The organism is Nostoc sp. (assembly GCF_036919495.1).
Lineage (GTDB): Bacteria > Cyanobacteriota > Cyanobacteriia > Cyanobacteriales > Nostocaceae > Nostoc.
In genome coordinates, this window is record NZ_JBALBZ010000161.1 from 1 (window position 1) to 24,585 (window position 24,585).

At 42.6% G+C, this 24,585-nt stretch carries 19 protein-coding genes and 1 pseudogene; 12 read left to right on the plus strand and 8 right to left on the minus strand.

The genetic code is table 11. From position 1 onward, the window contains the following. Both V7K25_RS23015 and V7K25_RS23020 read left to right on the plus strand, forming a co-directional pair. A partial coding sequence (locus tag V7K25_RS23015; RefSeq protein ID WP_335160919.1) for a CmcJ/NvfI family oxidoreductase occupies positions 1–342 on the plus strand: 342 nt, incomplete at its 5' end. Positions 343–423: 81 nt separating this feature from the next. Next, positions 424–1,338, plus strand: coding sequence for a TauD/TfdA dioxygenase family protein (locus tag V7K25_RS23020; protein WP_335160920.1), 915 nt, complete (start codon positions 424–426; stop codon positions 1,336–1,338). Between the two features lie 1,035 nt (positions 1,339–2,373). Here V7K25_RS23020 and ssuE read toward each other — a convergent pair. The 6 genes and pseudogenes from ssuE to V7K25_RS23050 form a co-directional block, all read right to left on the minus strand. Continuing rightward, complete coding sequence (gene ssuE, locus V7K25_RS23025) at positions 2,374–2,940, minus strand: NADPH-dependent FMN reductase (protein WP_335160922.1); 567 nt, start codon at positions 2,938–2,940, stop codon at positions 2,374–2,376. Further along, complete coding sequence (locus V7K25_RS23030) at positions 2,937–3,575, minus strand: beta-class carbonic anhydrase (protein ID WP_335160924.1); 639 nt, start codon at positions 3,573–3,575, stop codon at positions 2,937–2,939. Before V7K25_RS23030 ends, ssuE begins: the two co-directional genes overlap by 4 nt. Positions 3,576–3,602: 27 nt before the next feature. Further along, a complete protein-coding gene (gene ssuD, locus V7K25_RS23035; RefSeq protein WP_335160926.1) occupies positions 3,603–4,763 on the minus strand; it encodes an FMNH2-dependent alkanesulfonate monooxygenase in 1,161 nt (386 codons plus the stop codon). A gap of 185 nt (positions 4,764–4,948) precedes the next feature. Beyond that, complete coding sequence (locus V7K25_RS23040) at positions 4,949–5,716, minus strand: ATP-binding cassette domain-containing protein (protein ID WP_335160928.1); 768 nt, start codon at positions 5,714–5,716, stop codon at positions 4,949–4,951. Positions 5,717–5,824: 108 nt separating this feature from the next. Continuing rightward, positions 5,825–6,649, minus strand: a complete 825-nt coding sequence (locus V7K25_RS23045) for an ABC transporter permease subunit (protein WP_335160930.1) — start codon at positions 6,647–6,649, stop codon at positions 5,825–5,827. Positions 6,650–6,954: 305 nt separating this feature from the next. Further along, positions 6,955–7,107 (minus strand): annotated as a pseudogene (locus V7K25_RS23050) (hypothetical protein); the annotation flags it as partial. A gap of 536 nt (positions 7,108–7,643) precedes the next feature. Between V7K25_RS23050 and V7K25_RS23055 the strand changes: the two are divergent. The 3 genes from V7K25_RS23055 (at position 7,644) to V7K25_RS23065 (ending at position 11,573) form a co-directional block, all read left to right on the plus strand. Next, positions 7,644–8,465 (plus strand): class I SAM-dependent methyltransferase, encoded by an 822-nt coding sequence (locus V7K25_RS23055; RefSeq protein ID WP_335160932.1) that lies wholly within the window; start codon positions 7,644–7,646, stop codon positions 8,463–8,465. Between the two features lie 34 nt (positions 8,466–8,499). Continuing rightward, the gene (locus tag V7K25_RS23060; RefSeq protein WP_335160934.1) at positions 8,500–9,864 is read left to right on the plus strand and encodes an LLM class flavin-dependent oxidoreductase; all 1,365 of its coding nucleotides are present in this window, start codon (positions 8,500–8,502) and stop codon (positions 9,862–9,864) included. Positions 9,865–10,034: 170 nt separating this feature from the next. After that, the gene (locus V7K25_RS23065) at positions 10,035–11,573 is read left to right on the plus strand and encodes an amidohydrolase family protein (RefSeq protein ID WP_335160936.1); all 1,539 of its coding nucleotides are present in this window, start codon (positions 10,035–10,037) and stop codon (positions 11,571–11,573) included. A gap of 989 nt (positions 11,574–12,562) precedes the next feature. Here V7K25_RS23065 and V7K25_RS23070 read toward each other — a convergent pair. Further along, entirely contained in the window at positions 12,563–12,700 is a 138-nt protein-coding gene (locus V7K25_RS23070) for a hypothetical protein (protein ID WP_335160938.1), read from the minus strand. Between the two features lie 29 nt (positions 12,701–12,729). On the opposite strand from V7K25_RS23070, the gene V7K25_RS23075 reads away from it, so the two are divergent. After that, complete coding sequence (locus V7K25_RS23075) at positions 12,730–13,728, plus strand: aldo/keto reductase (RefSeq protein WP_335160940.1); 999 nt, start codon at positions 12,730–12,732, stop codon at positions 13,726–13,728. Between the two features lie 194 nt (positions 13,729–13,922). After that, entirely contained in the window at positions 13,923–15,788 is a 1,866-nt protein-coding gene (locus V7K25_RS23080; RefSeq protein WP_335160941.1) for an ABC transporter ATP-binding protein, read from the plus strand. A 443-nt stretch (positions 15,789–16,231) separates the two neighbouring features. Here the strand turns inward: V7K25_RS23080 and V7K25_RS23085 are convergent, their stop codons facing one another. After that, positions 16,232–17,335: a sulfonate ABC transporter substrate-binding protein gene (locus tag V7K25_RS23085; protein WP_335160943.1), complete on the minus strand. Its 1,104-nt coding sequence runs from the start codon at positions 17,333–17,335 to the stop codon at positions 16,232–16,234. A 452-nt stretch (positions 17,336–17,787) separates the two neighbouring features. Here V7K25_RS23085 and V7K25_RS23090 point away from each other — a divergent pair, with 452 nt between their 5' ends. The 5 genes from V7K25_RS23090 (at position 17,788) to V7K25_RS23110 (ending at position 24,329) form a co-directional block, all read left to right on the plus strand. Further along, positions 17,788–18,897, plus strand: coding sequence for an LLM class flavin-dependent oxidoreductase (locus V7K25_RS23090; protein WP_335160945.1), 1,110 nt, complete (start codon positions 17,788–17,790; stop codon positions 18,895–18,897). A 199-nt stretch (positions 18,898–19,096) separates the two neighbouring features. Then, on the plus strand, positions 19,097–19,315 hold the full coding sequence (locus tag V7K25_RS23095) for a hypothetical protein (protein WP_335160947.1): 219 nt from the start codon (positions 19,097–19,099) through the stop codon (positions 19,313–19,315). A 764-nt stretch (positions 19,316–20,079) separates the two neighbouring features. Further along, positions 20,080–21,651 (plus strand): CheR family methyltransferase, encoded by a 1,572-nt coding sequence (locus tag V7K25_RS23100; protein ID WP_335160949.1) that lies wholly within the window; start codon positions 20,080–20,082, stop codon positions 21,649–21,651. Continuing rightward, positions 21,641–22,702, plus strand: a complete 1,062-nt coding sequence (locus V7K25_RS23105) for a chemotaxis protein CheW (protein WP_335160951.1) — start codon at positions 21,641–21,643, stop codon at positions 22,700–22,702. The genes V7K25_RS23100 and V7K25_RS23105 overlap by 11 nt, the downstream gene beginning before the upstream one ends. A gap of 169 nt (positions 22,703–22,871) precedes the next feature. Further along, entirely contained in the window at positions 22,872–24,329 is a 1,458-nt protein-coding gene (locus V7K25_RS23110) for a methyl-accepting chemotaxis protein (RefSeq protein WP_335160953.1), read from the plus strand. Positions 24,330–24,585: the final 256 nt, after the last annotated feature.

Sequence of the window (24,585 nt, forward strand, 5' to 3'; positions counted from 1 at the left end):
ATCATCAATGTTTGGCGAGCGATCGCAACACCAATTCAAGAGTCACCATTAGCAGTGTGTGACGCGCAAAGTATCGCACCCACAGACATTGTAGCTGGCGATCTTGTGTACCGCGATCGCGTTGGTGAAACATACGGAATTACGTATAACTTCAAACATAAATGGTTCTACTTCCCGCAAATGCACAGAGACGAAGCACTATTTATCAAATGCTTCGACTCCGCAGAAGACGGACGCGCCCGTTTTGCCGGCCATACAGCCTTTGAAGACCCCACCAGCCCAGCCAACGCTCCCCCACGAGAAAGTATCGAACTACGAACATTCGTCTTTTACCCCGCATAGATCGCAAAAACTTCTCTCATACTCCTACTCTCTACGCCTCTGCGTGAAACAAATTAATTAACCCTTGGAGACATAAATATTATGACTTCCCAACACTTTGACATCAAACCAATCGCTGGACGTATCGGTGCAAAAATCATCGGTGTTGACTTGAGTAATAACCTCAGCAATGAAATCATCAACGATATCCGTAAAGCTTTAGTTAAACACAAAGTCATCTTTTTCCGAGAGCAGAAGCTTGACGCTCAAGGACAAATAGCCTTCGCCCGACGCTTTGGGGAAGTCACCACAGCCCATCCCACGGTTCCCTCATTGCCAGAAAACCCAGAAGTTCTTGACCTGAATTACGGCAAGACTGTGAGCCGCGCTAACACTTGGCACACCGATGTCACATTTGTAGATCGTCCCCCTCTTGGTTCTATTTTGCGGGCGCTTGTCATCCCACCATCGGGAGGTGACACCATTTGGGCAAACTCCGTGACTGCTTATGAAGATTTACCAACTCACTTACGTAATCTTGCTGATCAACTCTGGGCAGTACACAGCAACGCTTACGATTATGCAGCAGCTACAATTGATTTGCCAGAAGAAGTCTTAAAGTATCGGGCTGTTTTCACCTCGACTTTATACGAAAGCCTACATCCAGTTGTCCGCATCCATCCTGAATCTGGTGAACGTGGGTTATTTATTGGTGGGTTTGTGCGTCGCCTGCGCGGTTTATCACAGAATGAATCTGATGAAATCTTGAAATTGTTGCAAGCTTACATCACACGTCCCGAAAACACAGTCCGGTGGCGCTGGAAAGTTGGCGATGTGGCTTTCTGGGATAATCGCGCTACTCAACATTATGCGATCGCAGACTACGATAATCAACCTCGCCACGTTCAACGAGTTACACTTGTGGGTGATATTCCTGTTGGTATTGATGGTAAGCAGAGTGAGGCTATTAAGGGAGATTCTTCTGCATATAACCGACGTGAACCCGCTTTAGTTTAGAACAGATCGAATGGCACGCTTGATAAGCGTAAATCCCTAGTATTCCTAGCTTTTGGGTGTGGGGTTGGATATATTGGGGAATTAAGAAAGTGTTGAACTCCTTGACATACTCGCATTGAATTGTCTTAAACACTATACCCAACACCCTACCCCCAACACCCTGATAAAAGCGAGGTTTCACATGAGTCTTCGTGCCATTCAGAACAGCAAACCCGTCTACACGGCTGCTCTTGCAAAATATTTGTTGGGCAATAATACTTATTTTGCCTTTTCAATAATATACGATTTACCTATAGACTTATCGTAGTTAAAAATAATTATAGATTTGACCAATAGATTTAACTAAATGCCTGTAAAGAACTTTTGATTTCTTCCACGGCTACGAAAACAAAGATAACTCTTGTGGGATGGTCATCTTGCCAGCCCAGCTTATGCAATTTCAATGTAGAACAGCTTATTGTGTCCGGAAAAGGTTGTCCTAGTACCGAATGACTGGAAAAGTTGAGATATTGCGAAGGTGTAAATTGAGCTTGTTGTAAATAATCTTGAGTCGCTAGTAGATAAGCTACGGCGTAACGAGGTTCAGTTTAGCGATAGCTCATTTCCTACAGGGTTGTTTAATTAAAGACCCTGACGGACACACAGCCTTGCTGATTGTGGAATGATGTCTATCGAAATTTTTCAACTGTTCTTTCCTAATTTAAAAGCTATTCAACTTGAGAGGTAAATGTTCTATTAATGACTCTTAAATACACAGTTATTATCTTTCACTAGGAAGACGCGATCGCATAACTGCTTCCGTAGCATGGTAAAAGTTGAAAGCTTGTAATCGGCTCAGACTGTTTAGAGTAAGCCATTGCAAGTAAGCATAAAGTTGGGGCGATCAAAACTGTTTTAATTCAATTTTGTTATCCCGCTTTTCTGTTAAATTTCTATAATAAATTTGTATTGCTCTAATTAACTTTAAAAAAAACGTAGCAGATGGGTAAAAATTACCTCTCTGCTACAAAACGGCGGAGGTATAAACTTGATTATTTAATTGGCATGAACCAATTCTTGAGGCGCTGCGGCATCATATTCAACAGCTTTCACAAATTCCTTGAGAACGTCTTTGAGTCTTTGATCAATTTCCTCATCTAACAGAACACTGTTATCAGCTTGTCGCTGAATTTGTTTGTCTACCGCATAAATAGTAGCTAGGATATGCCGCGCTCCTAATTCCGATAAAACAGGTTTAAGAGCGTATTCAATTGCCAATAAGTGAGCGATCGTTCCACCAAGGGCAATTGGTAATACAGGTTTACCTGTCAATGATTTTTGTGGGAGCAAATCTAGAAATGTTTTTAGCACTCCTGTGTAAGCAGCTTTGTAGATTGGGGTGGCAATAATCACACCATCTGCCTGTGCTAATAAAGCTTTTGGCTGTTCTAAAGCAGGACTATCGTATCGTCCAAAAACTAAATCTTCAGCAGGCAAATCCCGAACTGAAATAATGTCTACATGCAAGCCTTCTTGTTGTAAAAGCTTGGCAGTGTATTCGACAACACCATAGGTTCTAGATGGATGGGTTGGACTACCAGCGATCGCTAAAATATTTGTCATTCAATTAAACTCCCAATTTCTAAAATGGGTTCAGTATGTTTTGTGGTTTTGGTATTCATAGCTGATGCTGTATTAACCTGATCGCTCAGGCGTTTATAGGGACGGCGCAAACTCATATTCTCTACTTCCCAGATGTAGCCATGAATAACTACATCTTTGGGAATTAAAGCAGAATTACGCAGCAATTCCACCTGCTGTGTGCAGATTTCATCCACATCAGTAAACGTTTTAATCCATTTGGAAAAAACGCCTTTTGGTAGCTTTAACTCTGGCAAAGCAGGATCGACACTAACTTGATCCACGTTAATACCTTGATTTTGCAATACCTCACTGAGAAAGTCTCCTGATGCTGTCATCATGCCACATTCGGTATGATTAATGACGATGATTTCTTGTGTGCCAAAAAACTGTGTAGTTAACATCGCTGATCGGATAGCATCATCCGTAACTAATCCTCCAGCATTACGGAAAATATGAGCATCTCCTTCCCCAATTCCCAATACTTTTTCTATCGGTAATCGCTCATCCATGCACGCCAGCACCCACAAGCGTTTATTGTTAGGTATCCCCAACTGGCGACGTAACGCCCACGCTTCTTTTTCTGAGATTTTTTGGTCAATTTCTTGGTGCAACATGGCTGGTAATTTTCTAGCTCTTAATTACTAGGATATGGACGTTGCTCTTTCCTGATGCTGCTCCTTAGGGAAATCTTCATTTGCCACAATCTCGCCAAATGGACTTAAGACATGTTGCTTCTCCACTGTTGGCAGATTCTCTAATGGCAAATGGGGAAACAGAAGTTCTGCAACTCGATAAGCTTCTTCTAGGTGGGGATAGCCAGAGAGAATAAAGGACTCAATACCCAAAGAAGCGTATTCCAATATCCTGGCAGCTACGGTTTGGGGATCGCCTACTAAGGCTGTTCCCGCACCACCCCGCACTAAACCAACTCCCGCCCACAGGTTCGGGCTAATCTCTAATGCCTCACGATTACCGTGGTGTAGTTGAGTCATCCGCCGTTGCCCAACTGAGTCCATCCGGGCATAAGCTTTTTGGGCTTTAGCGATCGCCTCGTCATCCACATACTTAATTAATTGATTCGCCGCATCCCAAGCTTCACTCTCGGTTTCGCGCACAATCACATGTAAGCGAATCCCAAACCGCAAAGTTCGGCCTTCTGCTTCTGCAAGCCTCCGAACTGATGCAATCTTCTCGGCTACTTGTGCCGGTGGTTCGCCCCAAGTTAGATAAACATCTACGTGCTTGGCAGCAATTTTTTGAGCAACAGGAGAGGAACCGCCAAACCACAAGGGCGGATATGGCTTCTGGACGGGTGGAAACAGCAGCTTACCATCTTGGATATTAAGATAGTCGCCTTGGAGATTAGCTTGTTCACCACTAGCGATCGCTCGCCATACTGTCAAAAATTCATCTGTTAATTCATAGCGCTGATCGTGATCCAAATGCAAGCCATCTCCCGCTAATTCTACGGGATCGCCACCTGTCACGACATTAATCAGCAAGCGTCCTCCAGAGAGTCGATCAAAAGTCGCCGCCATCCGCGCTGCTACTCCAGGTGATACCAAGCCGGGACGAATCGCTACCAAAAAACGCATCTGTCGCGTCAATGATACCAGTGTTGACGCTACAATCCAAGCATCTTCGCAAGAGCGACCTGTAGGCAGCAATGCCCCCGTATAACCAAGGTCATCCACAGCTTGGGCAATTTGCCGCAGATAAGGAAAGCTTACTGCCCGCCCACCTGTAGCAGTTGCAAGGTAACGTCCGTCGCCGTGGGTTGGGATAAACCATAGTAGCTGCATGAGTCCTGTCCTTTTAAACTACGGTAATTTGATAGGATCACCGTGCTTTATTTTTTATAGTTTTCAGAGTATCACATATTCTACTTAACCAATCAAGAAGTTTTTCTGAAAACCTTTTAGGCTACGGTGTACACACAAGTCCTAGTGAAAAGGAAGGGGGCAAACAAGTTCTCAAACGGGTCAACTTAATGACTCATTTGCAATAATTGATGTGCGTGAGCGCCTTCATTATTCATAACTTTTTCTAGTACTGCTTCTCTGATATTTACGAATACTTCACTAGCTCTGTCTCGTGGACGCGACAATTTTACAGGTAAATCTAAGGCAACCCTTCCTTCTTCAATTACTATCACTCTGTCTGCCAACGCTACAGCTTCTTCTACATCATGGGTAACTAAAAACGCCGTAAAGCCTCTCTGTTGCCACAAATCCTCGATTAAATGTTGCATTTCTAAGCGAGTTAACGCATCCAATGCTCCTAAAGGCTCATCAAGTAGTAATAGTTGTGGTTGACTCACTAAGGCTCTGGCCAATGCTACTCGTTGTCGTTGCCCTCCAGATAACACGTAAGGCCATTCACCAGCTCTATCTTTAAGTCCTACTTGTTCCAATACCCGCGCAGCTTTTGCACGCCAATTTTCTTGCAAACCCAGACCCACATTATCTATCACACGTTTCCAAGGTAGTAATCGAGGGTCTTGAAACATTACTCTTACAGATTGACTAAGTTTATGTAGTGGTTGCCCATCTAATAATATGCCACCTGTAGTGGGTTTATCTAACCCAGATACTAGGCGCAGTAAGGTACTTTTACCGCAACCACTACGCCCCACAATAGCAATAAATTCCCCTGCTGCTACTTCTAGATTTAATGATTTTAAGACAGTTTTATTGCCAAAAACTTTGCTTAAATCCAAAATATTGAGTTGTGAACCTTGTAGAGTTGAAACCATGTGTATTTCCCTTGTGTTGAGTGACTTAGGTATTGGTAATATGAAATTTTTAGAATCAATTAATCAAATTCAAAAATTAAACGGTTGTTTAACCTTTGACTTAGTATTTTATCCAGCAGATGTGTAATTAGGATTCCATGATAAAAATTTGTTTTCTAGAGCTTTGGCAATAGAATTTGCAAGTTTACCTAACAGTGCATAAATGACAATACTTAATACTACAACGTCTGTTTGCATAAACTCACGGGCGTTCATTGCCATATAACCAATGCCAGAATCGGCTGCAATTTGTTCAGCTACAATTAACGATAGCCACATAATCCCCAAAGAAAAGCGGACACCAATCAAAATTGAAGACAAAGCACCTGGAAAAACAATTTGCCACAAAAGCTGCGATGTTTTTAAGCCATAAACTCTACCCATTTCAATTAGCTCAGGATCTACACTACGAATTCCATGATAGGTATTAAGATAAATTGGAAAGAATACACCTATAGAAACTAGAAATAATCTAGCTTGATCGCCAATCCCAAACCATAAAATTACTAGGGGAATTAATGCTAAGTTGGGAATAGTACGCAGCATTTGTAAAGAACTATCTAACAATTGTTCTGCAATACGAGAAAACCCAGTGAGTAGTCCCAAAATAAAGCCAATTCCGCCACCAACGATAAAACCAGATATAGCGCGTGCAGCACTAATTCCCATGTGTCGGAAAAGCTCTCCAGTTGAGGCTAACTTAAATGCCGTAAAAACTACACTACTTGGTGCTGGAAGAATTCTGCTGGAAAGTAAACCAGTTCTAGAAGCAATTTCCCAAAGTAGTAGCACTATAAGAGGTACTATCCAAGGTATGATTGGATCGGCGAATTTCTTGTTGAATAATACTTCTAGGGCTTTTTTGCTGCTTTTATTTTTCAAAGTAATAGTCATAAGCTACCAATTAGTTGTTTTATGAAGTTCTCTCTCAATTTAAAAGCTATTTCGTCAATATGACTGAATAGCTTTGGTGTGATGTATGTTTGTTTTACCGAGACAGGGACAGAATGGAATGGGGAACAAACCCAAAAAATTACCTTGTCGTTTAGGTATTTATTTTTAAACTACTATATATCGATCGAATTATCGTACATTTATGATATTTTACACGAAATTAACTAAAAAGCAACTCTCAAGATAGGGAGCGGGGAATATTCCTTTTTCAGCTTTGGCTATGGGATTTTCCTGTGATTTGCTGACTAGAAAGTAAAGATAGTGCAGAGAGAATCCACCCAAATCGGATCGTTTCCATCATTATGTTCGGGATGTTCGCGCTTGGTAATTAGATACAAGCTAGGAATAATTCGGATGTTGTTATTTACTCTGTAGGAATAAAAAGTCTCTAAATGTAAAGAAGTGTGTGCGTCTTGCCGATGGTTTTTAACAAAGTACTAAATGTCGATAGAGTTTTAGTAGTTTTACTGCTAACTTTGGATAATTGCATAAAATAATTAAAAAAGCAAGCCTATTAAGATATATTTTTCAGAAAAACTATTAGCAAACTTGTGTTAAGCAGTACTTGCCTTTTTCTGGTAAGTGTGAAAAACTCTGTTAAATAGATAAACTACGGTAAGTCAATCAAGTTGTAGTATTTTGAAAGGAATAAACTACAGCATTTCATGTACCGACTGACTACTTAGCTAGACCTACAAAAAAATATTGAGCCGGCAAAGATTAATCGTATACCTGATGCAAGTAGTAGTGAAATGCCCTATCAATGTTCTAGGTAATTCAAACAAACTTGGTAAGAACCTCGGCATTCTCATACTACAAGTCCTCCTTTATAGATTTGTTCTAGCAACAGAGACTAGGGAAATATTCAGAATAATTTTGCCAATACCTAATCCCCAGTAGCCAAATAGAGATTGATTCACCAAAAAAGTAACTTATGACCCAACTGAAAACACTTTCTACCTACGACCCAACATTATTTGAGGGTGCAGCTGAGGTTTACGCTCAATACAGAACTAAATACCCACCTGCTGTATTCGACAAACTAACCGAAATTTTTCATCTTAATGGTCAGGGACGACTGCTTGATTTGGGTACTGGGCCAGGTTTAATTGCCATTCCCCTCAGCACTAAATTTCAGGAAGTAGTTGCCATCGATCCCGATGCGGAAATGCTCAAAGAAGCGCAACGCCAAGCAGCAAGCGTAGGAGCAAATAATATTACTTGGCTAGAACAAGGCGCAGAACTGATTAATCCTAGTTTAGGAGAATTTAATCTAGCTACCATTGGCAGAGCCTTTCACTGGATGGAACGGGAACTCGTACTAGAACGCCTTTATGAATTGCTGGTGGATGATGGTGCGATCGCACTGCTCAATACAGGTGATAATCCTTGGATAAGTTCTTTACCCTGGAAACAAGCTGCCGTAGAAGTAGTGAAAAAATGGTTAGGTGAGGAGCGACGAACTGGACAACGAGGACAAGGTATTCGTAAACCAGTTGATCCTCCCCACGAAGTTGTAATTGCTAATTCAAAATTTGCTCGCCAAGAAGTGTATGAAGTGCCATTTGAAAAATCTTGGACAGTCTCTAGCTATCTTGGCTACTTGTACACCACAGCCTTTTCTCTGAAAATTTTCTATGGCGATAAAACCGAAGCATTTGAAGCAGATATCAAAGAAGCATTACTAGCAGTTGAGCCTTCTGGACACTTTACAGAAGAACTCACAGCAACAATCCAAGTAATTTGGAAGCATTAATTTAGATGCTATTTAGCTATATACAAAAAAGCAGATGAGTCAAACACGCAAGTTTCGTTTAGGTGCATTCATTCAAGCCACTGGACATCATGTTTCTGCCTGGCGACATCCAGATACACAAATAGATGCTGGATTCAATTTTGAGCATTACAAAGAAATTACCCAGACTGCCCAACGCGGCTTGTTCGACGCAGTTTTTCTGGCAGACAGTCCAGGAGTTTGGGGTGGCGCTCCAGAAACTCAAAAACGCAATGGTAAACTTGTTCATTTCGAGCCAGTCACACTCTTTTCGGCTTTGTCTTCTGTAACCGAAAACATCGGCTTCATTTCCACCGCCTCGACTACTTATGAAGAACCTTACACCCTCGCACGTAAGTTTGCCTCACTAGATCACTTGAGTAAAGGCCGGGCGGGGTGGAATGTAGTTACCACAGGTAACGAGAATGCTGCACTTAATTTCGGTCTTGAGCATCATCCAGAACACAGCCAGCGTTATGAACGTGCGGAAGAGTTTGTGGAAGTGGTGAAAGGATTGTGGGACAGTTGGGAAGATGATGCCTTTATTCGTGACAGAGAATCTGGTGTCTATTTCAACCAGAATAAACTACATATACTCAACCACAAAGGTAAGCATTTTTCTGTCAAAGGCCCTTTGAATATTGGTCGTCCACCTCAAGGTTATCCGGTGATTGTGCAAGCTGGAGCATCAGAAGCTGGACGGGATTTAGCTGCGCGTACTGCTGAAGTAATCTTCACTGCTAATCAAACCCTAGCTGATGCCCAGGAATTTTACGCTGATGTCAAAGGGAGACTGGCCCAATATGGGCGCTCTCCAGAGGATCTGAAAATCATGCCTGGGGCTTTCCCCATTATTGGGCGGACTGAGGAAGAAGCTGAAGAGAAATACGAATTTCTGCAATCGTTGATTCATCCCGATGTAGCTTGGGGTATTTTAAAGACCTATTACAAAGGTGTGGATCTAACGAAATATTCTTTAGATGATGTAGCTCCCGAACTACCCAATGATACCAACAATAATAAGAGTCGTCTGAAATTAGTCAGAGATTTGGCTACTCGTGGGACTCTGACGCTACGTCAGTTATATCTGTCTCTAGCTACTGCAAGAGGTCATCGCACCATACTTGGTACTCCTGAAAGTATTGCCGATCAACTAGAGGAATGGTTCAACAACGGTGCAGCAGATGGTTTTAATATCATGCCGCCAATTTTGCCTACAGGATTAGATGAATTCGTGAACTTGGTGGTTCCCATCTTGCAGAAACGGGGACTGTTCCGTACTGAATACGAGGGTAGTACTTTGCGGGAAAACCTGGGGCTGCGTCGTCCGGGTAATCAATTTGCCGTTAAACAAGTGGATGCAAGATTGGTTTTGGCGTAAATCAATAGGGCTTACGTAACGCCGCATACTCTTTTCAGTTCGTAGTCAGGACTTTGGTTTTCTCGTGCAAACGCTCAGATTGTTTTACTCAGCACGGGCTAAACCTTAGCTATCCGCTAACATAACTCATTTCTCAGCACTACTTCTGTCATTTACTTAAGGAAAAAAACATGACTGAATATAGCAGATTAAAAACTTCCCGTTCCGCCGCAATCAAAGCAACTCTTGATTATCCGATAATTGATACCGATGTTCACACTAATGATTTCACTCCAGCGCTGGAGGATTACATTGCTAAATACGGTGGCTCGAAACTTGTAGATGAATTACGCAAGGCGGAAGCTTCTCGTCTCAATTCCAAAAGCAATGGTAAAGATTGGTATCAACAAACTCCAGAAGAACGGCAGTACAACCGCACAATTCGATCGCCTTGGTGGGCAAGAGTTACTCGTAACACTTTAGATTTAGCCACTTACACTTTGCCCGAATTGTTCTATCAACGTCAGGCGGAGCAGGGGTCAGATTATTCGGTACTGTTTCCTAACAATGTTCTTGCCCCAGCTGGAGCCAGTAAAGAAAATCGTCAAGCACTACAACGCGCAGTCAATCATTATCACGCTGACTTGTACCGGAAATATAGCGATCGCCTGACACCTGTAGCTGGTATCCCTATGGGTAATCCTCAAGAAGCTATTGAGGAGCTAGAGTTTACAGTGAAAACACTAGGGCTGAAGGTAGCTAATATCCCCGGTGGTGTGAAACGACCAATTAAAGCGATCGCTGATAAATATCCAGCAGATCAATACCCTGAAATCGCCAAGTATGCCTCTTACATTGACTTTTACGGATTGGATAGTGAATATAACTACGATCCATTCTGGGCAAAAGCTGTTGAATTAGGTGTACCCATTACTACCCATTACGGTAGTCAAGGTTGGACTGGACGCTCTTCCATTAGCAACTACATGAACAACCATATCGGTCACTTCGGCGATGGCTCACAAGCATTTGCCAAGGCGTTGTTCTTTGGTGGTGTTACCAAACGTTTCCCACAGTTGCGCGTAGCTATGCTTGAAGGTGGTGCAGATTGGGGCGCCCACGTCTACATTCATTTAGTGGATCGATTCTCCAAGCGCAATCTTAAAGGACTGCAAAACTATAACCCAGAATTAACAAATTCTGATGAGTTGTTCTTGTTGTTTGAGCGTTTTGGTAGTGAATTCCTAGAAGCATATCCTCAGACTAAAGAGGAATTGACAAAGAGTGTCTTAGGTTCTTCCTTCAACCGTCATAGCCGCTCACCCGTTGGTAGCGAACTAGAAGATTTTGCCGCCGCCGGTATTGAAACCATTGAAGACATCCGCGATCGCTGGGTAAATAGTTTCTTCTTTGGTTCCGAGTCTGACGATCGCACCATCGCAGCCGCATTCAACAACAAAGCTAATCCCTTGGGTGTAAAAATCAACGCCATCTATTCCTCTGATGTTGGTCACTGGGATGTGCCAGATTTGACCGACCCACTAGCGGAAAGCTGGGATTTGGTACAAGAAGGGGTGATTTCTGAAGCGGACTTTAAGGCTTATGTATTCAATAATCCTTACAACTTTTACACCCAATCTAACCCCGACTTCTTCAAGGGTACAGCGATTGAATCCAAAGTCAGTGAAATCGCATCTGCACAAGCAGATAAGAAACTTGTAGTGGCATAAATCACGGAAGAAGTCTGAGGGAACAAGTTCAAAATCTAGAGACTTTTACTAGTTATGGGGATTAGATGATTTCTAGTCCTCAATTCCTAAATCAAACACATACTTGAGGAATTACAATTATGCCTATCGAACACCGCTCTGGTTTATTGCCTTATCTTTTCTCGCCTGTCTCTGATGATGCCAAAAAACCCGCGCCAGCAGTGTCTGGTCGTATACCCAAAACAAAACATTAGAAGCAAGCCAACTAGGTGCTCTTAAGGACATTCCTATCCAAATATTCCAAGGTGGAAAGGACGAAAAACTGCCGATTGAGGATGCACAGCAGATTGTCGATACCTTGCGCGGGCTAGGGGGGACAGTAGATTTTACTGTGCTATCTGAAGGCGATCATTTTATAGCCGATGAAGTGTACAGTGACCCGAAATTGCAACAATGGCTGATTTCACAGAGCCATCGCACTTCTGTAGCTGTCTGAGGATACAAATATAATTCGTAATTCGTAATTGTTACACCACGGGCTTTAGCAGGGTAAGCGCATCTAATTATGTAGCTCTTGATACAGACAAAAAGCTTAAAACTCTATCTAAATATCAATTTTTCATTCAAAATAGGACAAATTGTCGTAAATGATTGAAAAAACATGGATCAAATAGCTTTTTTTGTTTTTTAACCACATAAAGATGAAAATGTCAATCCCACTTCTTAGCTCAGTTTAGTAGTTTGGAACTGATTTGTGCTTTGGGTGAACCCCAAAACTACCATGTCAATAGGGTTTGAGATGCACTTACCCTGCGGGCTTTAGTCGCTTGCTCTGAAAAAAAGGAATTATGTTTTTTATCTCCATCAATAAATTGTAGGACTTACGCAAAATATCTCTCAAACTCTGATTTCTCCGTGCCCTCTGTGCCTCTGCGGTTCGTTATTCCGTAACTCATGCGTAAGTCCTAAATTGATTTGCTCTGTACCATTAATTACGAATTACGAATTAGTCAGGACTTACGCAAAAAATAGCCCAAACCTTGATTTTCCGGTAGGGGCAATTCATGAATTGCCCCTACTGCGTGTACTTTTGCGTAAGTCCTATTAGTAATTATTCGGTCATTTCCCCCTGCCTCTTCGTTACTCATCAAAATTTACCGACATAACCAACATCTTCATGACATTACCAACAACAAAACTCGGTCAAACTGGATTGACCGTTTCCCGTCTCTGTCTCGGTACAATGACTTTTGGATTGCAGACAGATGAAGAAACTTCCAGACAAATCCTTGACACCGCCGCTGATGCTGGAATCAACTTTCTCGATACAGCTAATGTTTATCCTCTTGGGGGTGGGCTTGCTACGGCTGGAAGTACCGAAGAAATTATTGGGCGCTGGCTCAAAGGCAAACGCGAACATTTTATTTTGGCTACCAAGGCTGTAGGTAAAGTTGGCACTGCACCTTGGGATCAGGGTGCTTCGCGCAAACACATTTTGGATGCGATCGATGCTTCTCTTAGACGACTGGGAACTGATTATGTTGACTTGTACCAATTGCATTCGGACGATGCCTCAACCCCTGTTGATGAAACTCTAGAAGCACTGGATACGATAGTTCGTGCTGGCAAGGTACGCTATATCGGGGTTTCTAACTTCTTAGCTTACCGACTCAGCCGCGCTTTGGGTCGCGCCGATGTCCGAAATCTGACTCGCTTTGTTTCAATTCAACCCCGCTATAATTTATTATTCCGCGAAATTGAGCGAGAACTTTTGCCCTTGGCGAAAGAAGAGGGACTAGGTGTAATTCCTTACAATCCCTTAGCAGGTGGTCTATTGACTGGTAAACACAATCTGACTCAAGGCCCTACCGCAGGCACACGTTTCACCTTGGGCACTGCCGCAGAACGTTATCAAGAACGATACTGGCGCGATCGCGAATTCAATACTGTCGAGGAATTACGTACAGTGGCAGAATTCGCTGGATTGTCACTTACTACTTTAGCGGTGGCTTGGGTACTGGCTAATCCCATTATTACCGCCCCCATTATTGGTGCTAGCCGACCAGAACAACTTGCTGACACCCTCAAGGCTGTAGAATTCCAACTCGATGACAATTTGAAACAAAAACTAGACAATATCACCGCCGAATACCGTAGGGGAGATTCTCTGCGTTAAGGATTATCGGCGTAGAAATTTGGTTGCTAGGAAAGGATTTAGTGATTAGAGGACAGAATAGCTAATACCAATTCTCCAAAATGATGCAAAAACCTAGATGAAATGTGACTTCTTAATCTCGTTCGCCTAGCGTGACTTGGGCTGTTATTACAAACTACGAATTGGTATAACGTGATACTAATCTATCAAATTTCATGAATAAAAAGTCCAGACAATCCAAATCCTTTCAACGTGCTGCCAATGCACCTAACTTGCCAGACACGACCTTTAGGTTCATTTGCTATTTCGTTAACCAGTTCCGGTGGTGGTATGTGCTAATGGTGATTCTGGAGGTAATACACGCCACCTGCGGCATTATGTTACCTTACGCCATTGGCGAGATCATTCGGAGCGTGACGCGATCGACGGGCGATAGCAAGTCCATTTTTGATGCTGTGAGGCAACCCCTAATGTTGTTCACAGCCTTGAGTGTGGGTGAAGTGGTATTTGGGCGCTCGGCTGGACTCTTGCAAACTATCCTCCATCCGATCCACCGACAGCACATCGTGCGATCGCTATATGCCTATTTACAGCATCATTCCCATCGCTACCTGAGCAGCAGTTTTTCCGGGGCATTGGCACATCGGATTAGCGAAACTTCTCTAGGTGTTACTCAGACGATGCAAATGATGATTACTGAATTTATGCCAGTAATTGTTGTGTATAGTGTCGCCACCATGTTACTGTATCGCGCCTATCCTCCGCTTGCTGCACTCGTAGGGATATGGGCAGTTCTTTTCATCAGTATTTCGTTCTGGTTGGCAACTCGCTGCCGAATTTATTCCCGGAAAGCCGCAGCCGCCAGAAGTGAGACAACTGGCATAATTGTAGATACGGTAACAAATCTCACTAGTAGCCGACTGTTTGCTCGCCTGGGTTTTGAACGACGCTATTTGAATGAGCAATTAAAGGACGAACTCAAAGAGGTGAGAAAATCCAACTGGTACTCGGAGCGAATCCGTTGGTTTCAGTTTATCTCAGCAGCAGTCCTGAAAATTGGTACTTTGTATTACTCGCTCTCACTTTGGAGTCAAGGGACGATCGCAACTGCGGATTTCGTCGTAGCAACCAGTCTGTCACTGTTAATTATTAGTGAAGCCCGTAATTTAAGTAAACGGTTTCTAGAATTTTTTGAACATATCGGTAATGTTGCCAATGGTGTCTTTACTATCATTCAACCCCACGAGATCATTGATCGGGAGAGTGCGATCGCCCACTCAATCACTCAAGGTAAGATCGAGTTTCGCCAAGTGAATTTTAGCTACTCCCTTGGGAAAAAAGTATTCGACAATCTCTCTATCACCATCCAAGCAGGCCAACGTGTCGGACTGGTTGGCTTTTCTGGCTCTGGGAAATCCAGTTTCGTAAATCTAATTTTGCGTCAATTCGATCCCCAATCGGGACAGATTCTTATTGATGGGGTGGATATTCAAGACATGACGCAAGATGCCTTACACGCCCAGATCAGCTTGATTCCTCAAGATCCGTCTCTGTTCCATCGGACGTTAATAGAAAATATTCGTTATGGACGATTAGATGCCACCGATGAGGAAGTGATCGAGGCAGCACGCAAAGCTTATGCTCATGATTTTATCGCGCAGATTAAAGAAGGTTATGATTCTTTGGTTGGTGAACGCGGTGTCAAACTTTCTGGAGGGCAAAGGCAAAGAATTGCGATCGCCCGGGTAATTCTCAAAGATGCACCAATTCTGATTCTAGATGAAGCTACCTCCAGCCTCGATTCCATCACCGAAAAAGCAATCCAAGACACTCTAGATTTAGCGATGGATGGAAAAACGGTCATAGTGGTGGCTCATCGACTGTCTACTATTGCCCATCTAGACCGCATTTTGGTATTTGATCAAGGGCGTATTATCGAAGATGATACCCACGCCAAACTGCTGGCACGCCGTGGTGCTTACTACAGGTTATGGAAAATGCAGGCAGGTGGATTCTTACCTGTAGAAGCCAATAATCAAAATGCCTCCGAACTACAAACAGGATATAAGAATCTTATTTGATTTTTGAAATTATCTACGTGGGCAGGGAGTAGGGAGTAGGGAGTAGGGAATTAGGAATTAGGCTTTTCGATCTCGAGCTTTTTTAGAAATCAAACATTAGTCCTATAGTTTCGAGTAAGTAGGTAGGCAATACGATTGGGTTAGCGCCAAAAACCTTGAAATGTGTAGGTTGGGTTGAAGAACGAAACCCAACATTTTCAGGGCTTTGTTGGGTTGCGCTTTGCTTAACCCAAGCGTATTGAGTAGGTAGGCGCTAAAAATGCGCTATCTGTCTCCTGTTGAGACGTTTAAGGCCCCCATTGTTGCGTCAGCTTCCCGCAGGGTACGAGAGTTCACTAGCTCCAAATCATCCGGGGCGGTCACTTTTACGGTGAGCGCAGTCGAACTGCGTAGCTGAAATGTTGAATCCCCAGATGATTTGCTCCTCCTAACTCCTGCCTTTTTCAATTAGTTTTGGGTGAAAAAGCTGCATATTGCTCAGGTGTAAGCATCGCTTCTTTGACGTTAATTTCTTTGGGAATCAATTTCAGTTCATAGAATTTATCAGCAACTTGCTGCTGAAGAGTAATTAATTCTGGAGAAATTGGTGTAATGCCAAACTTTCTTCTGTTAGTAGTTTTTTGCATTGTTTCCAAATCAATTCCCAAAATGGGAGAGAGACTTGTAGCTACTTCATCTCGATGTTGATCGGCCCATTGTTCAAAATTTTGAATTTCTTCTAGTAATGTCTTGATAATTTCTGGTTGCTGGCTAGCAAATTTTTGGCTGGCAAGGTAAAAGCCTCCCTGTTTATTAATTCCTGTACCATCAATTAATACACGAGCATCGGCAGATTTCTCGGCTGCTGCGTAAAATGGATCCCAAATTGACCAAGCATCAATACTACCTCTGACAAAAGCAGCACGAGCATCGGCTGGCGCTAAATATATGGGTTGAATATCACTATATTTCAAACCATATTTTTCTAAAATTTGTACCAGCATATAATGGGCGCTAGAACCTTTTTGGAAAGCAATCTTTTTCCCTTTGAGATCGTTGGCTGTTTTGATAGCTGATTTTTTGGAAATAAGAATTGCTGAACTAGCAGGAGTTGGGGCAATTCCTGCAATATATGTGATCGCAGTACCTGCTGCCTGGGCAAAAATTGGTGGCGATTCTCCAGTATGCCCAAAATCAATACTGCCAACATTCATAGCTTCTAAAAGCTGTGGGCCAGCCGGAAATTCAAGCCATTCAACAGATACACCTTGAGCTTGTAATCGCTTTTCTAAAAGCCCTTTATTTTTTAGGAGAATTGCTGATTTTTGATAGCCAAATCTGACTACTGATGCTTTAGTTTGAGTGGAATTATTGGCAGATACAGTTGTAGTATTACTTGAATTATTTGCTGTACAAGCAGCAAATAGTAAGCTGAGGCATAAGCCAGTAATAAAAGCTCCAGTAATTTGTATAGGAGCAGTTGATAATAACCGTGTTTGACTAGCAAATCTGGAAATAACCCATTTTTTGCAATAGATTATTATGCGCTTAAATAAAGACTCAAACATTAATTTTTACCTCTTTTTCGGGAAAATGCTAAGTTTATTGATTGTCAGTATTGTTAGAGCAAGTAATTTATGATGATTTTGCTAAATTTATATTTTTACTTAATTTACACTAAATCGGTCAATTTACAGTACTTAATTTAATCAGATTTAACTTTTATTAAGATAGCCCTTGATTTTTAAGAAAAAGTATGCAAAGCTTTCTTATATAAATACGGTAAATCTACCAATAATAAGTAGTATTTATGTTGGTGCGATCGCTGTTTGCATAGCGTTCCGCAGGAAAGGTAGGTGTGTAAGCCCCTTGGCCCAACTTTGGCGCTCTGTTTGCATACAGTCATCATTACTACTGAAGGCTACTATTTTGAACTAGATGAAATTCAAAAATTAAAACTCTAACTCTCTGCGCCTCTGCGTGAGACAAATGTTAATTCAAATATTAGGAGTAACAATTTATGCCACTGGAATTTATTGGCATGATTGGCACCAGAGAAGCATCAGAATTACATGGTGCAGCTGTATCTTTGACGGGGGGAAGTATAGATACTGCTTATGTTCGCAAGTTTGCCAAAGTCCACGAAGATGGCGGATTTGACCGGGTGCTAGTGGGATACAGTTCTACGGGACCTGATGGTTTTAATGTGGTGAATTATGCTGCTAATGCCACAGAAAAAATCAAGTTTTTATTAGCCCATAGACCAGGTTTTGTTGCTCCTACCTTAGCTGCACGTAAATTAGCAACGTTAGATCATTTTACGGATGGTCGCGTTGCTGTGCATATTATTACTGGTGGTAGTGATGCTGAACAAAAACGAGATGGTGATTGGCTCGATCACGATACCCGCTATCGGCGTACTGATGAATACCTAGATATTGTGCGGCGAGTGTGGACAAGTGAGGAACCCTTTGATTATGAAGGTGAATTTTATCAACTCAAACAAGCATTCTCAGAGGTAAAACCATTACAGAAACCCCATCTTCCTATATATTTCGGTGGTGCTTCAGGTGCAGCCGTGGGTGTCGGGGCAAAACATAGTAATGTGTATGCTTTTTGGGGAGAACCCATCGCCGCGATTAAGCAACGCATCGCTGAAGTCAAAGCTGCTGCACCACTAGGAAAGTCTTTAGGGTTTAGTGTTTCTTTGCGTCCAATTTTAGGAGATACAGAAGAAAAAGCATGGGAAAAAGCGCGATATATTCTCTCGCGCGTGAAAGAAAACCGTGCTAAAGCAGGGATTCAACTTCCATCTGGTACTTCAGCACGACCGGAAGCCGTTGGTTCAAGGCGGTTGCTGGATTTTGCCCAAGACAGTGAAATTTACGATAAGCGTCTGTGGACACCGATTGCAGCTGCTACAGGAGCCTATGGTAATACTACTGCCTTGGTGGGAACTCCAGAACAAGTAGCAGAATCGTTATTTGATTATTACGATGCTGGAGTGACAACACTTTTGATTCGTGGTTTTGACCCCGTGGAAGATGCGATCGCCTACGGTCGAGATGTGATTCCGTTGGTAAAAAAAGAAGTACAGCGAAGAGAACAACAAACAGTCACTGTTGCCTAGATTGAAAGAAGAGAAATCTAAAGAACCTATCCCACTATTCTAAAAATCCCTACTTCTTTTCGTAAAATGTGCTGGAAAACCTTGATTTTTCGTTTTTAGTTCTCAATCAGCCTAAGCTTTTTAGCACAAATCTTATTAGTGGGATAGGTTCAAAATCGTTTACATTAAATTTTTCTTGCCAACTTACTTATTACAGCTTATGCCTAACAACGGTGAACAGATGTTTAATGGACAAGTTGAAAGAGAGTTATTAGATGGAGTGCCTTGGTTATTAGGGCAACAGCCCCAACTACCAGATCATCTTGAATTCTTAGTCGATGAACAACAGCAAACACGAGATATCTGGGAGTTACCAAAAGAAAATAGCCCCAGTTCAGAACCAACAAAAATGCACTTCCATAAATTCAAATCTTCTTAATAATTCATGGGCATCAACACCATAGACCTCTTATGCCAAATTATGCTGCTCATTAATAAATTGACACATCCCCAATTAGTCCTGTCTATTACTACTAAATAAACAACTTGACTTCAAAGAAAATATATTTGTAGCTAGTTTTTAATAATTGGCAACCATATCTCTTCAACATTTATATAATTTAAAGATAAAAAGTGCTGAATTTTATTTCTTCTACTTTCAAATAGTATTGGCATGGGTAAACCAATAGCCAATGCTTTTATGCTGACAGTTGACAGTTAAAACTTTAGTACGCCCGACAAGCGAAAAAACAAAGTAGGGGTACTGGCAAACGCAAATTCTTCGCTTCGTTGCTATCCCGCCTGGGAATCAATTCCGAGGCTAATAGCTTAAGTCCGTTAAAACGGACTAAATTTTAATTAATTTGAGTCAGTTTTAATGGATTGTAATAAATTAATCAGAATTTTTAATATTAAATATTCAGCACGTCTCAGGTGTTTTTCGTAGAGTTTCGGTGATATTGTCATTAAATAAAGCTTATTGCCAATAATGTTAAGGAATATTTCGCCAACAGCATCATTAATGGAACAGAAAACCGGGTTAAGCTTAAAAATATTATTCTCTAAAACCTATATACAGCAAGATTTTTAGATGCTTTTACAGGTTTTTACTTGTATTTCAGTTGAATACCAGACATCATACAAATCCGAATAAAGAGATTGAAATGGGAAACCTAAGCGTATCAGCTCGAAAATCATGTAGTGATGAATCAGATGATCGGCGATCGCCCCATTTTATTTGAACCCAATTCTCAACACAGTGATGACTTTAGTTTGTCACAAATGGTTGATCTGATTGTTGATACATTCGGTATTCACATCAAGCCACACTATCAAGATACATTAAAGAAAAATCTTTTAACTCGCATCCGGGCGCTGGGATTATGCTCACTCAATGATTATTATCAGTTCTTGGTGGCAAAAAATCAATTAGTTCCTGGTGCGAGAGAGTGGCAAGAACTAATCTCTTTACTCACTGTCACTGAAACTTATTTTTTTCGGGATCAGGGGCAGATGTCGCTGCTCAAAAATCAGCTGCTCCCAGAGTTAATCGAGCGCAAAACTGTACTTAGTTTAACTCAGTGCAACGCTGCTAATGGAGAATTTTATCGACCGACATTACGGCTTTGGAGTGCCGGGTGTTCGACTGGTGAAGAAGCTTACTCACTTGCCATTCTGGTGAAGGAACTAATCCCTGACAATCAGACATGGGACATTCTGATTCTAGGCACAGATATTAATCAACCCGCGATCGCACTGGCTCAACAAGGAATTTACAGCGATTGGTCTTTTCGGACAACCACTCAAGAAATCAAAAATCGCTACTTTCGATCCCACAAACAAGGTTGGAAAATCGATCCTGCTATTCAAGCAATGGTCACATTTCAACCTGGAAACCTGATGCAGGATAATTATCCCGCTTACGCATCCAAGATTCACGATTTCGATTTGATTATTTGCCGCAATGTGTTTATTTATTTTGACTTTAATGCGATCGCACAAGTTATAGACAAGTTTTACTCCTCTCTGACTCCGGGAGGTTTTCTGCTCACAGGCCACACAGAATTACACGGACAAACAATTGAACCGTTTCAATTCAAAAATTTTCCACAATCTGCGGTTTATCAAAGACATACCTTGCTCAACGAGCATAAGCATAGCAAAGTCTTGAATACCATAATACCTGCTGCCAAATTTGAGAGCAGGGAAACCGAAAATTCTTTGCCCTCTCTCCCAAGCTTGGGGACAGGCTTCGACGTGAGCGCAAACACTCAAACTCTTTTAGATGCAGCCAAAAAATCACTAATTCAAGAAGCTTATGCCGATGTCATTCAAATAGCGGAACAACTGATTGCTGTTGCTCCCCAAGACTTTCAGGCATATTGTTTGATGGCAGAAGCTTACGCGAATTTTGGCGATTACTCCCAGGCGAATCAGGCATGTCAGCAGGCACTCCAGATCAGCCCATTGGCGATCGAACCCTATCATTTGTTGGCTCAAATTGCCGAAGAGCAAGGAGATCGCGACAGGGCAAAATTATTCTTAAAACGTATTATTTATCTCGCTCCCAGTTCTGTTACTGCTCACCTGGAATTGGGTTCTATATATGAACGAGAGGTAAATGAAAAACAGGCTCAAAAAATCTGGCGATCGCTTCTAGAAATTTTGCAAAATCTACCCCAAGAACAAGCGATCAATTCCCATAACCAGCAAACCACTGCTGAACTAAAAGCACACGTTCTTAAGCACTTAAATTCAACTAGTTATGAGCCATGAATCTTATTTAATCTTTAATCTCAATCACTCACCCTATGGGATTCCGGCTACAGCCGTGCAAGAACTCTTCTTTCTGCCAGAAGTAACTGCGATCGCCCAAACTCGCAGCACAATTTTAGGCGTAATTAACCTGCGAGGGAAGTTTCTACCCGTGATGGATTTATATCACCGTTTAGAACAAGCACGTCCCCCTTTTCAATTGACTGACAGCATGATTGTCCTGGAGTGGCAAACTCAACGAATCGGAATCATCGTCAATCAAGTGGATAGTGTGCAAGCGATCGCACTTGATCGGAGCGCTGCCAATGTTTGCGATCGATCGAAAGAGAGTTTCCAGGATAGATTGGTGACTGGCATTGCCAACGTTGAGGAGGGCATCGTTACATTGCTCAATCCCGAACTGTTGGTGCAACACGCCTTTATAGAGACTGTTTTCAATCTAAATTCTGATTTTAACAACGGCTCAGTCAATGACGCACTAAAATATTCCTCTGATTCAGCCCTAAATCAGGGCTTATACGATCATTTCGATTCGCAGGAGCGACAGATTTTGCAAAAGCGAACTGAAACTCTCCGATGTTCGATTAATGACGAAGATTCGGCGTCGCTCTTGCCCCTAGCGGTTGTGGGGTTGGGGGGTGAATACTTCGGGTTTGGCTTGGAAACGGTGCATGAGTTTACCGAGATTCACAAGATTACCCCGATTCCCTGCTGTCCGCCGCACATTGTTGGCAACATCAACTTGCGGGGCGAAATTGTCACCTTAATTAACATCAATGGTGTAGTTGATCTACCCATGAATGGGGTGCGATTGCATCAGCAAGCCGTTGTCGTGCGTCTGGATCAACGAGTGGCGGGCATTGCCGTGGATGACATTTTTGATGTGACGTATATCCATCCTTCCCAAATGACCACGCCTCCAATTGCCCTGCATTCTGCCAAAGACGACTATCTCCAGGGTGTTGCACCTTATCGCGATCGCATGATGAGCATCATCAATTTGTCTAAATTGCTCACTTCAGAGGTGCTGGTTGTCAATGAAGAAGTCTAACACTTATAAATCTAGGGTTAGGTTTCGTTCCAATAAAGCCAAGCAGATCGTTGATGAAATTCGGAATGTTGTGTAATCTTCCCTTGATTCAAAAATCCGATCGCAAAGATTACAAATGATAGAAAGATTGGGAAATCCTTGAACTCATTCATTAACAAGAGATAACAAGATGCAAAGTAAGCGAAATTGGAAACTGAGATACTGGATTATGGGCAGCTATGGGGTTCCCATTCTGGCATTGGTAATTTCTGCGGGGCTGATATTCATTAATATCAACCTGGTGAGTCAGCGAGCGCAGGATTTAGTTTCTTCCTATAACGTTAATTCAGCGATTAATTCCCTTGCTACAAATGTGCAGAGCGGTTCTAAGTCAGTTCGAGGCTATTTGTTAGAAAAAAATCAGACATCCTTTGACGAATACCAAAAATCTCAAAGAAGCTTCAATCAGCTTTTGTCAAAGCTAATGTCACTTGCCAGAACAGACCAAGAGCGACAGTCATTAACCAGCCTAGAGGGGCTACTAAATAATTTAATGGTTGTCGAGGATGATTTGATTGGCAAAGTGAATCAAAGCAAGGTTCAGGAAGCTATTGAAACCTGGAGTAACGAAAATGCCCGCAGTATGGTTGATAACCTGACAAGTGCGATCAATGAAATTCAGCGCCGAGAAGACCAGAATGTGATTGTGGCTGCCAAGCAACAGCAAGCAGCGCTTGATAAACTCAAGCTAACCATCTTATGCGCGACTGGACTTTCCTTGCTGTTGTCGGTTTTGACTGGCATCTGGATAATTAGCCGCACTGCTCGACAGATAAATGAATCAGCCAGTGCCATCGCCACCTCGACGGCTAAAATTGCCGCCACAATCGAGCAACAAGAGCGCACTGCCAACCAACAGGCAGTCTCGGTCAGCGAAACCACCACTACAATGGACGAACTCAGCGCCTCTGCCCAACAGTCTGCCCAGCAAGCATCCACTGCCTCAACCAGCGCTCAACAGGTCTTAAATTTGGCAGATCAAGGCAATCAATCACTGAACCGCACCCTGGAAGGAATGGCAGCCTTGAGCCACAGAGTCACTGCGGTAGCAGACCAAATGCTGCGCCTGAACGAACAAACTAAGCAAATTGGCAGTATTTCTGGGTTGGTGAGTGACCTAGCAAATCAAACCAATATGCTAGCGCTAAATGCAGCAGTAGAGGCAGTCCGCGCGGGGGAACAGGGCAAGGGCTTTGCAGTCGTTGCCGCCGAAATTCGCAAACTGGCAGACCAGAGCAAGAAATCGGCTGAAAAAATTAATGTGCTGGTCAATGACATTCAATCCGCCATCAACTCAACCGTTGTGATGACAGATGAAAGTACAAAAACTGCTCAACAGGGCGCGGCAATAACTAAGCAGACAGTAGAGGTCTTTACCAGTGTTACCGAGTCCGTCAACCGGATGGTGTTGAATATTCAGCAAATCTCGCTAAACGCTAGCCAGCAATCCACTGCGGTTCAGCAAATTTTACTGGCAATGAATGCACTTAATAGCTCTGCTAGAGAGACAGCCATCGGCATTAGTCAGACTCGCGTTAGCACTCAGCAACTCAATGATGCAGCCTACAAACTACAGAGTGTTGTGTAATCAGAGGCAGGGGGCAGGGGGCAGGGGGCAGGGGGCAGGGGGCAGGGGGCAGGGGGCAGGGGGCAGGGGGCAGGGGGAAATGGGCAGGGGGCAGGGGGTAGGGGGCAGGGGGCAGGGCTAACGCATCTAAAGTATAAGAATCCTTCAATAGCAAGAGTTTTGGCATTTTTTGATTTAGCCTATTTTTTCGTCAAGATCCTTGTCCAGCAGGGGTTTTAGAAATACCGTGCGTTCGCCCTAGGGAAATGGCCTCTTC

What these genes read in the sequence shown, in the direction of transcription:
- V7K25_RS23020 (WP_335160920.1), top strand. Translation starts at nt 424, where the DNA reads ATGACTTCCCAACACTTTGACATCAAACCAATCGCTGGACGTATCGGT.
- ssuE (WP_335160922.1), bottom strand. Translation starts at nt 2,940, where the DNA reads ATGACAAATATTTTAGCGATCGCTGGTAGTCCAACCCATCCATCTAGA.
- V7K25_RS23030 (WP_335160924.1), bottom strand. Translation starts at nt 3,575, where the DNA reads ATGTTGCACCAAGAAATTGACCAAAAAATCTCAGAAAAAGAAGCGTGG.
- ssuD (WP_335160926.1), bottom strand. Translation starts at nt 4,763, where the DNA reads ATGCAGCTACTATGGTTTATCCCAACCCACGGCGACGGACGTTACCTT.
- V7K25_RS23040 (WP_335160928.1), bottom strand. Translation starts at nt 5,716, where the DNA reads ATGGTTTCAACTCTACAAGGTTCACAACTCAATATTTTGGATTTAAGC.
- V7K25_RS23045 (WP_335160930.1), bottom strand. Translation starts at nt 6,649, where the DNA reads ATGACTATTACTTTGAAAAATAAAAGCAGCAAAAAAGCCCTAGAAGTA.
- V7K25_RS23055 (WP_335160932.1), top strand. Translation starts at nt 7,644, where the DNA reads ATGACCCAACTGAAAACACTTTCTACCTACGACCCAACATTATTTGAG.
- V7K25_RS23060 (WP_335160934.1), top strand. Translation starts at nt 8,500, where the DNA reads ATGAGTCAAACACGCAAGTTTCGTTTAGGTGCATTCATTCAAGCCACT.
- V7K25_RS23065 (WP_335160936.1), top strand. Translation starts at nt 10,035, where the DNA reads ATGACTGAATATAGCAGATTAAAAACTTCCCGTTCCGCCGCAATCAAA.
- V7K25_RS23070 (WP_335160938.1), bottom strand. Translation starts at nt 12,700, where the DNA reads ATGAGTAACGAAGAGGCAGGGGGAAATGACCGAATAATTACTAATAGG.
- V7K25_RS23075 (WP_335160940.1), top strand. Translation starts at nt 12,730, where the DNA reads ATGACATTACCAACAACAAAACTCGGTCAAACTGGATTGACCGTTTCC.
- V7K25_RS23080 (WP_335160941.1), top strand. Translation starts at nt 13,923, where the DNA reads ATGAATAAAAAGTCCAGACAATCCAAATCCTTTCAACGTGCTGCCAAT.
- V7K25_RS23085 (WP_335160943.1), bottom strand. Translation starts at nt 17,335, where the DNA reads ATGTTTGAGTCTTTATTTAAGCGCATAATAATCTATTGCAAAAAATGG.
- V7K25_RS23090 (WP_335160945.1), top strand. Translation starts at nt 17,788, where the DNA reads ATGCCACTGGAATTTATTGGCATGATTGGCACCAGAGAAGCATCAGAA.
- V7K25_RS23095 (WP_335160947.1), top strand. Translation starts at nt 19,097, where the DNA reads ATGCCTAACAACGGTGAACAGATGTTTAATGGACAAGTTGAAAGAGAG.
- V7K25_RS23100 (WP_335160949.1), top strand. Translation starts at nt 20,080, where the DNA reads ATGAATCAGATGATCGGCGATCGCCCCATTTTATTTGAACCCAATTCT.
- V7K25_RS23105 (WP_335160951.1), top strand. Translation starts at nt 21,641, where the DNA reads ATGAGCCATGAATCTTATTTAATCTTTAATCTCAATCACTCACCCTAT.
- V7K25_RS23110 (WP_335160953.1), top strand. Translation starts at nt 22,872, where the DNA reads ATGCAAAGTAAGCGAAATTGGAAACTGAGATACTGGATTATGGGCAGC.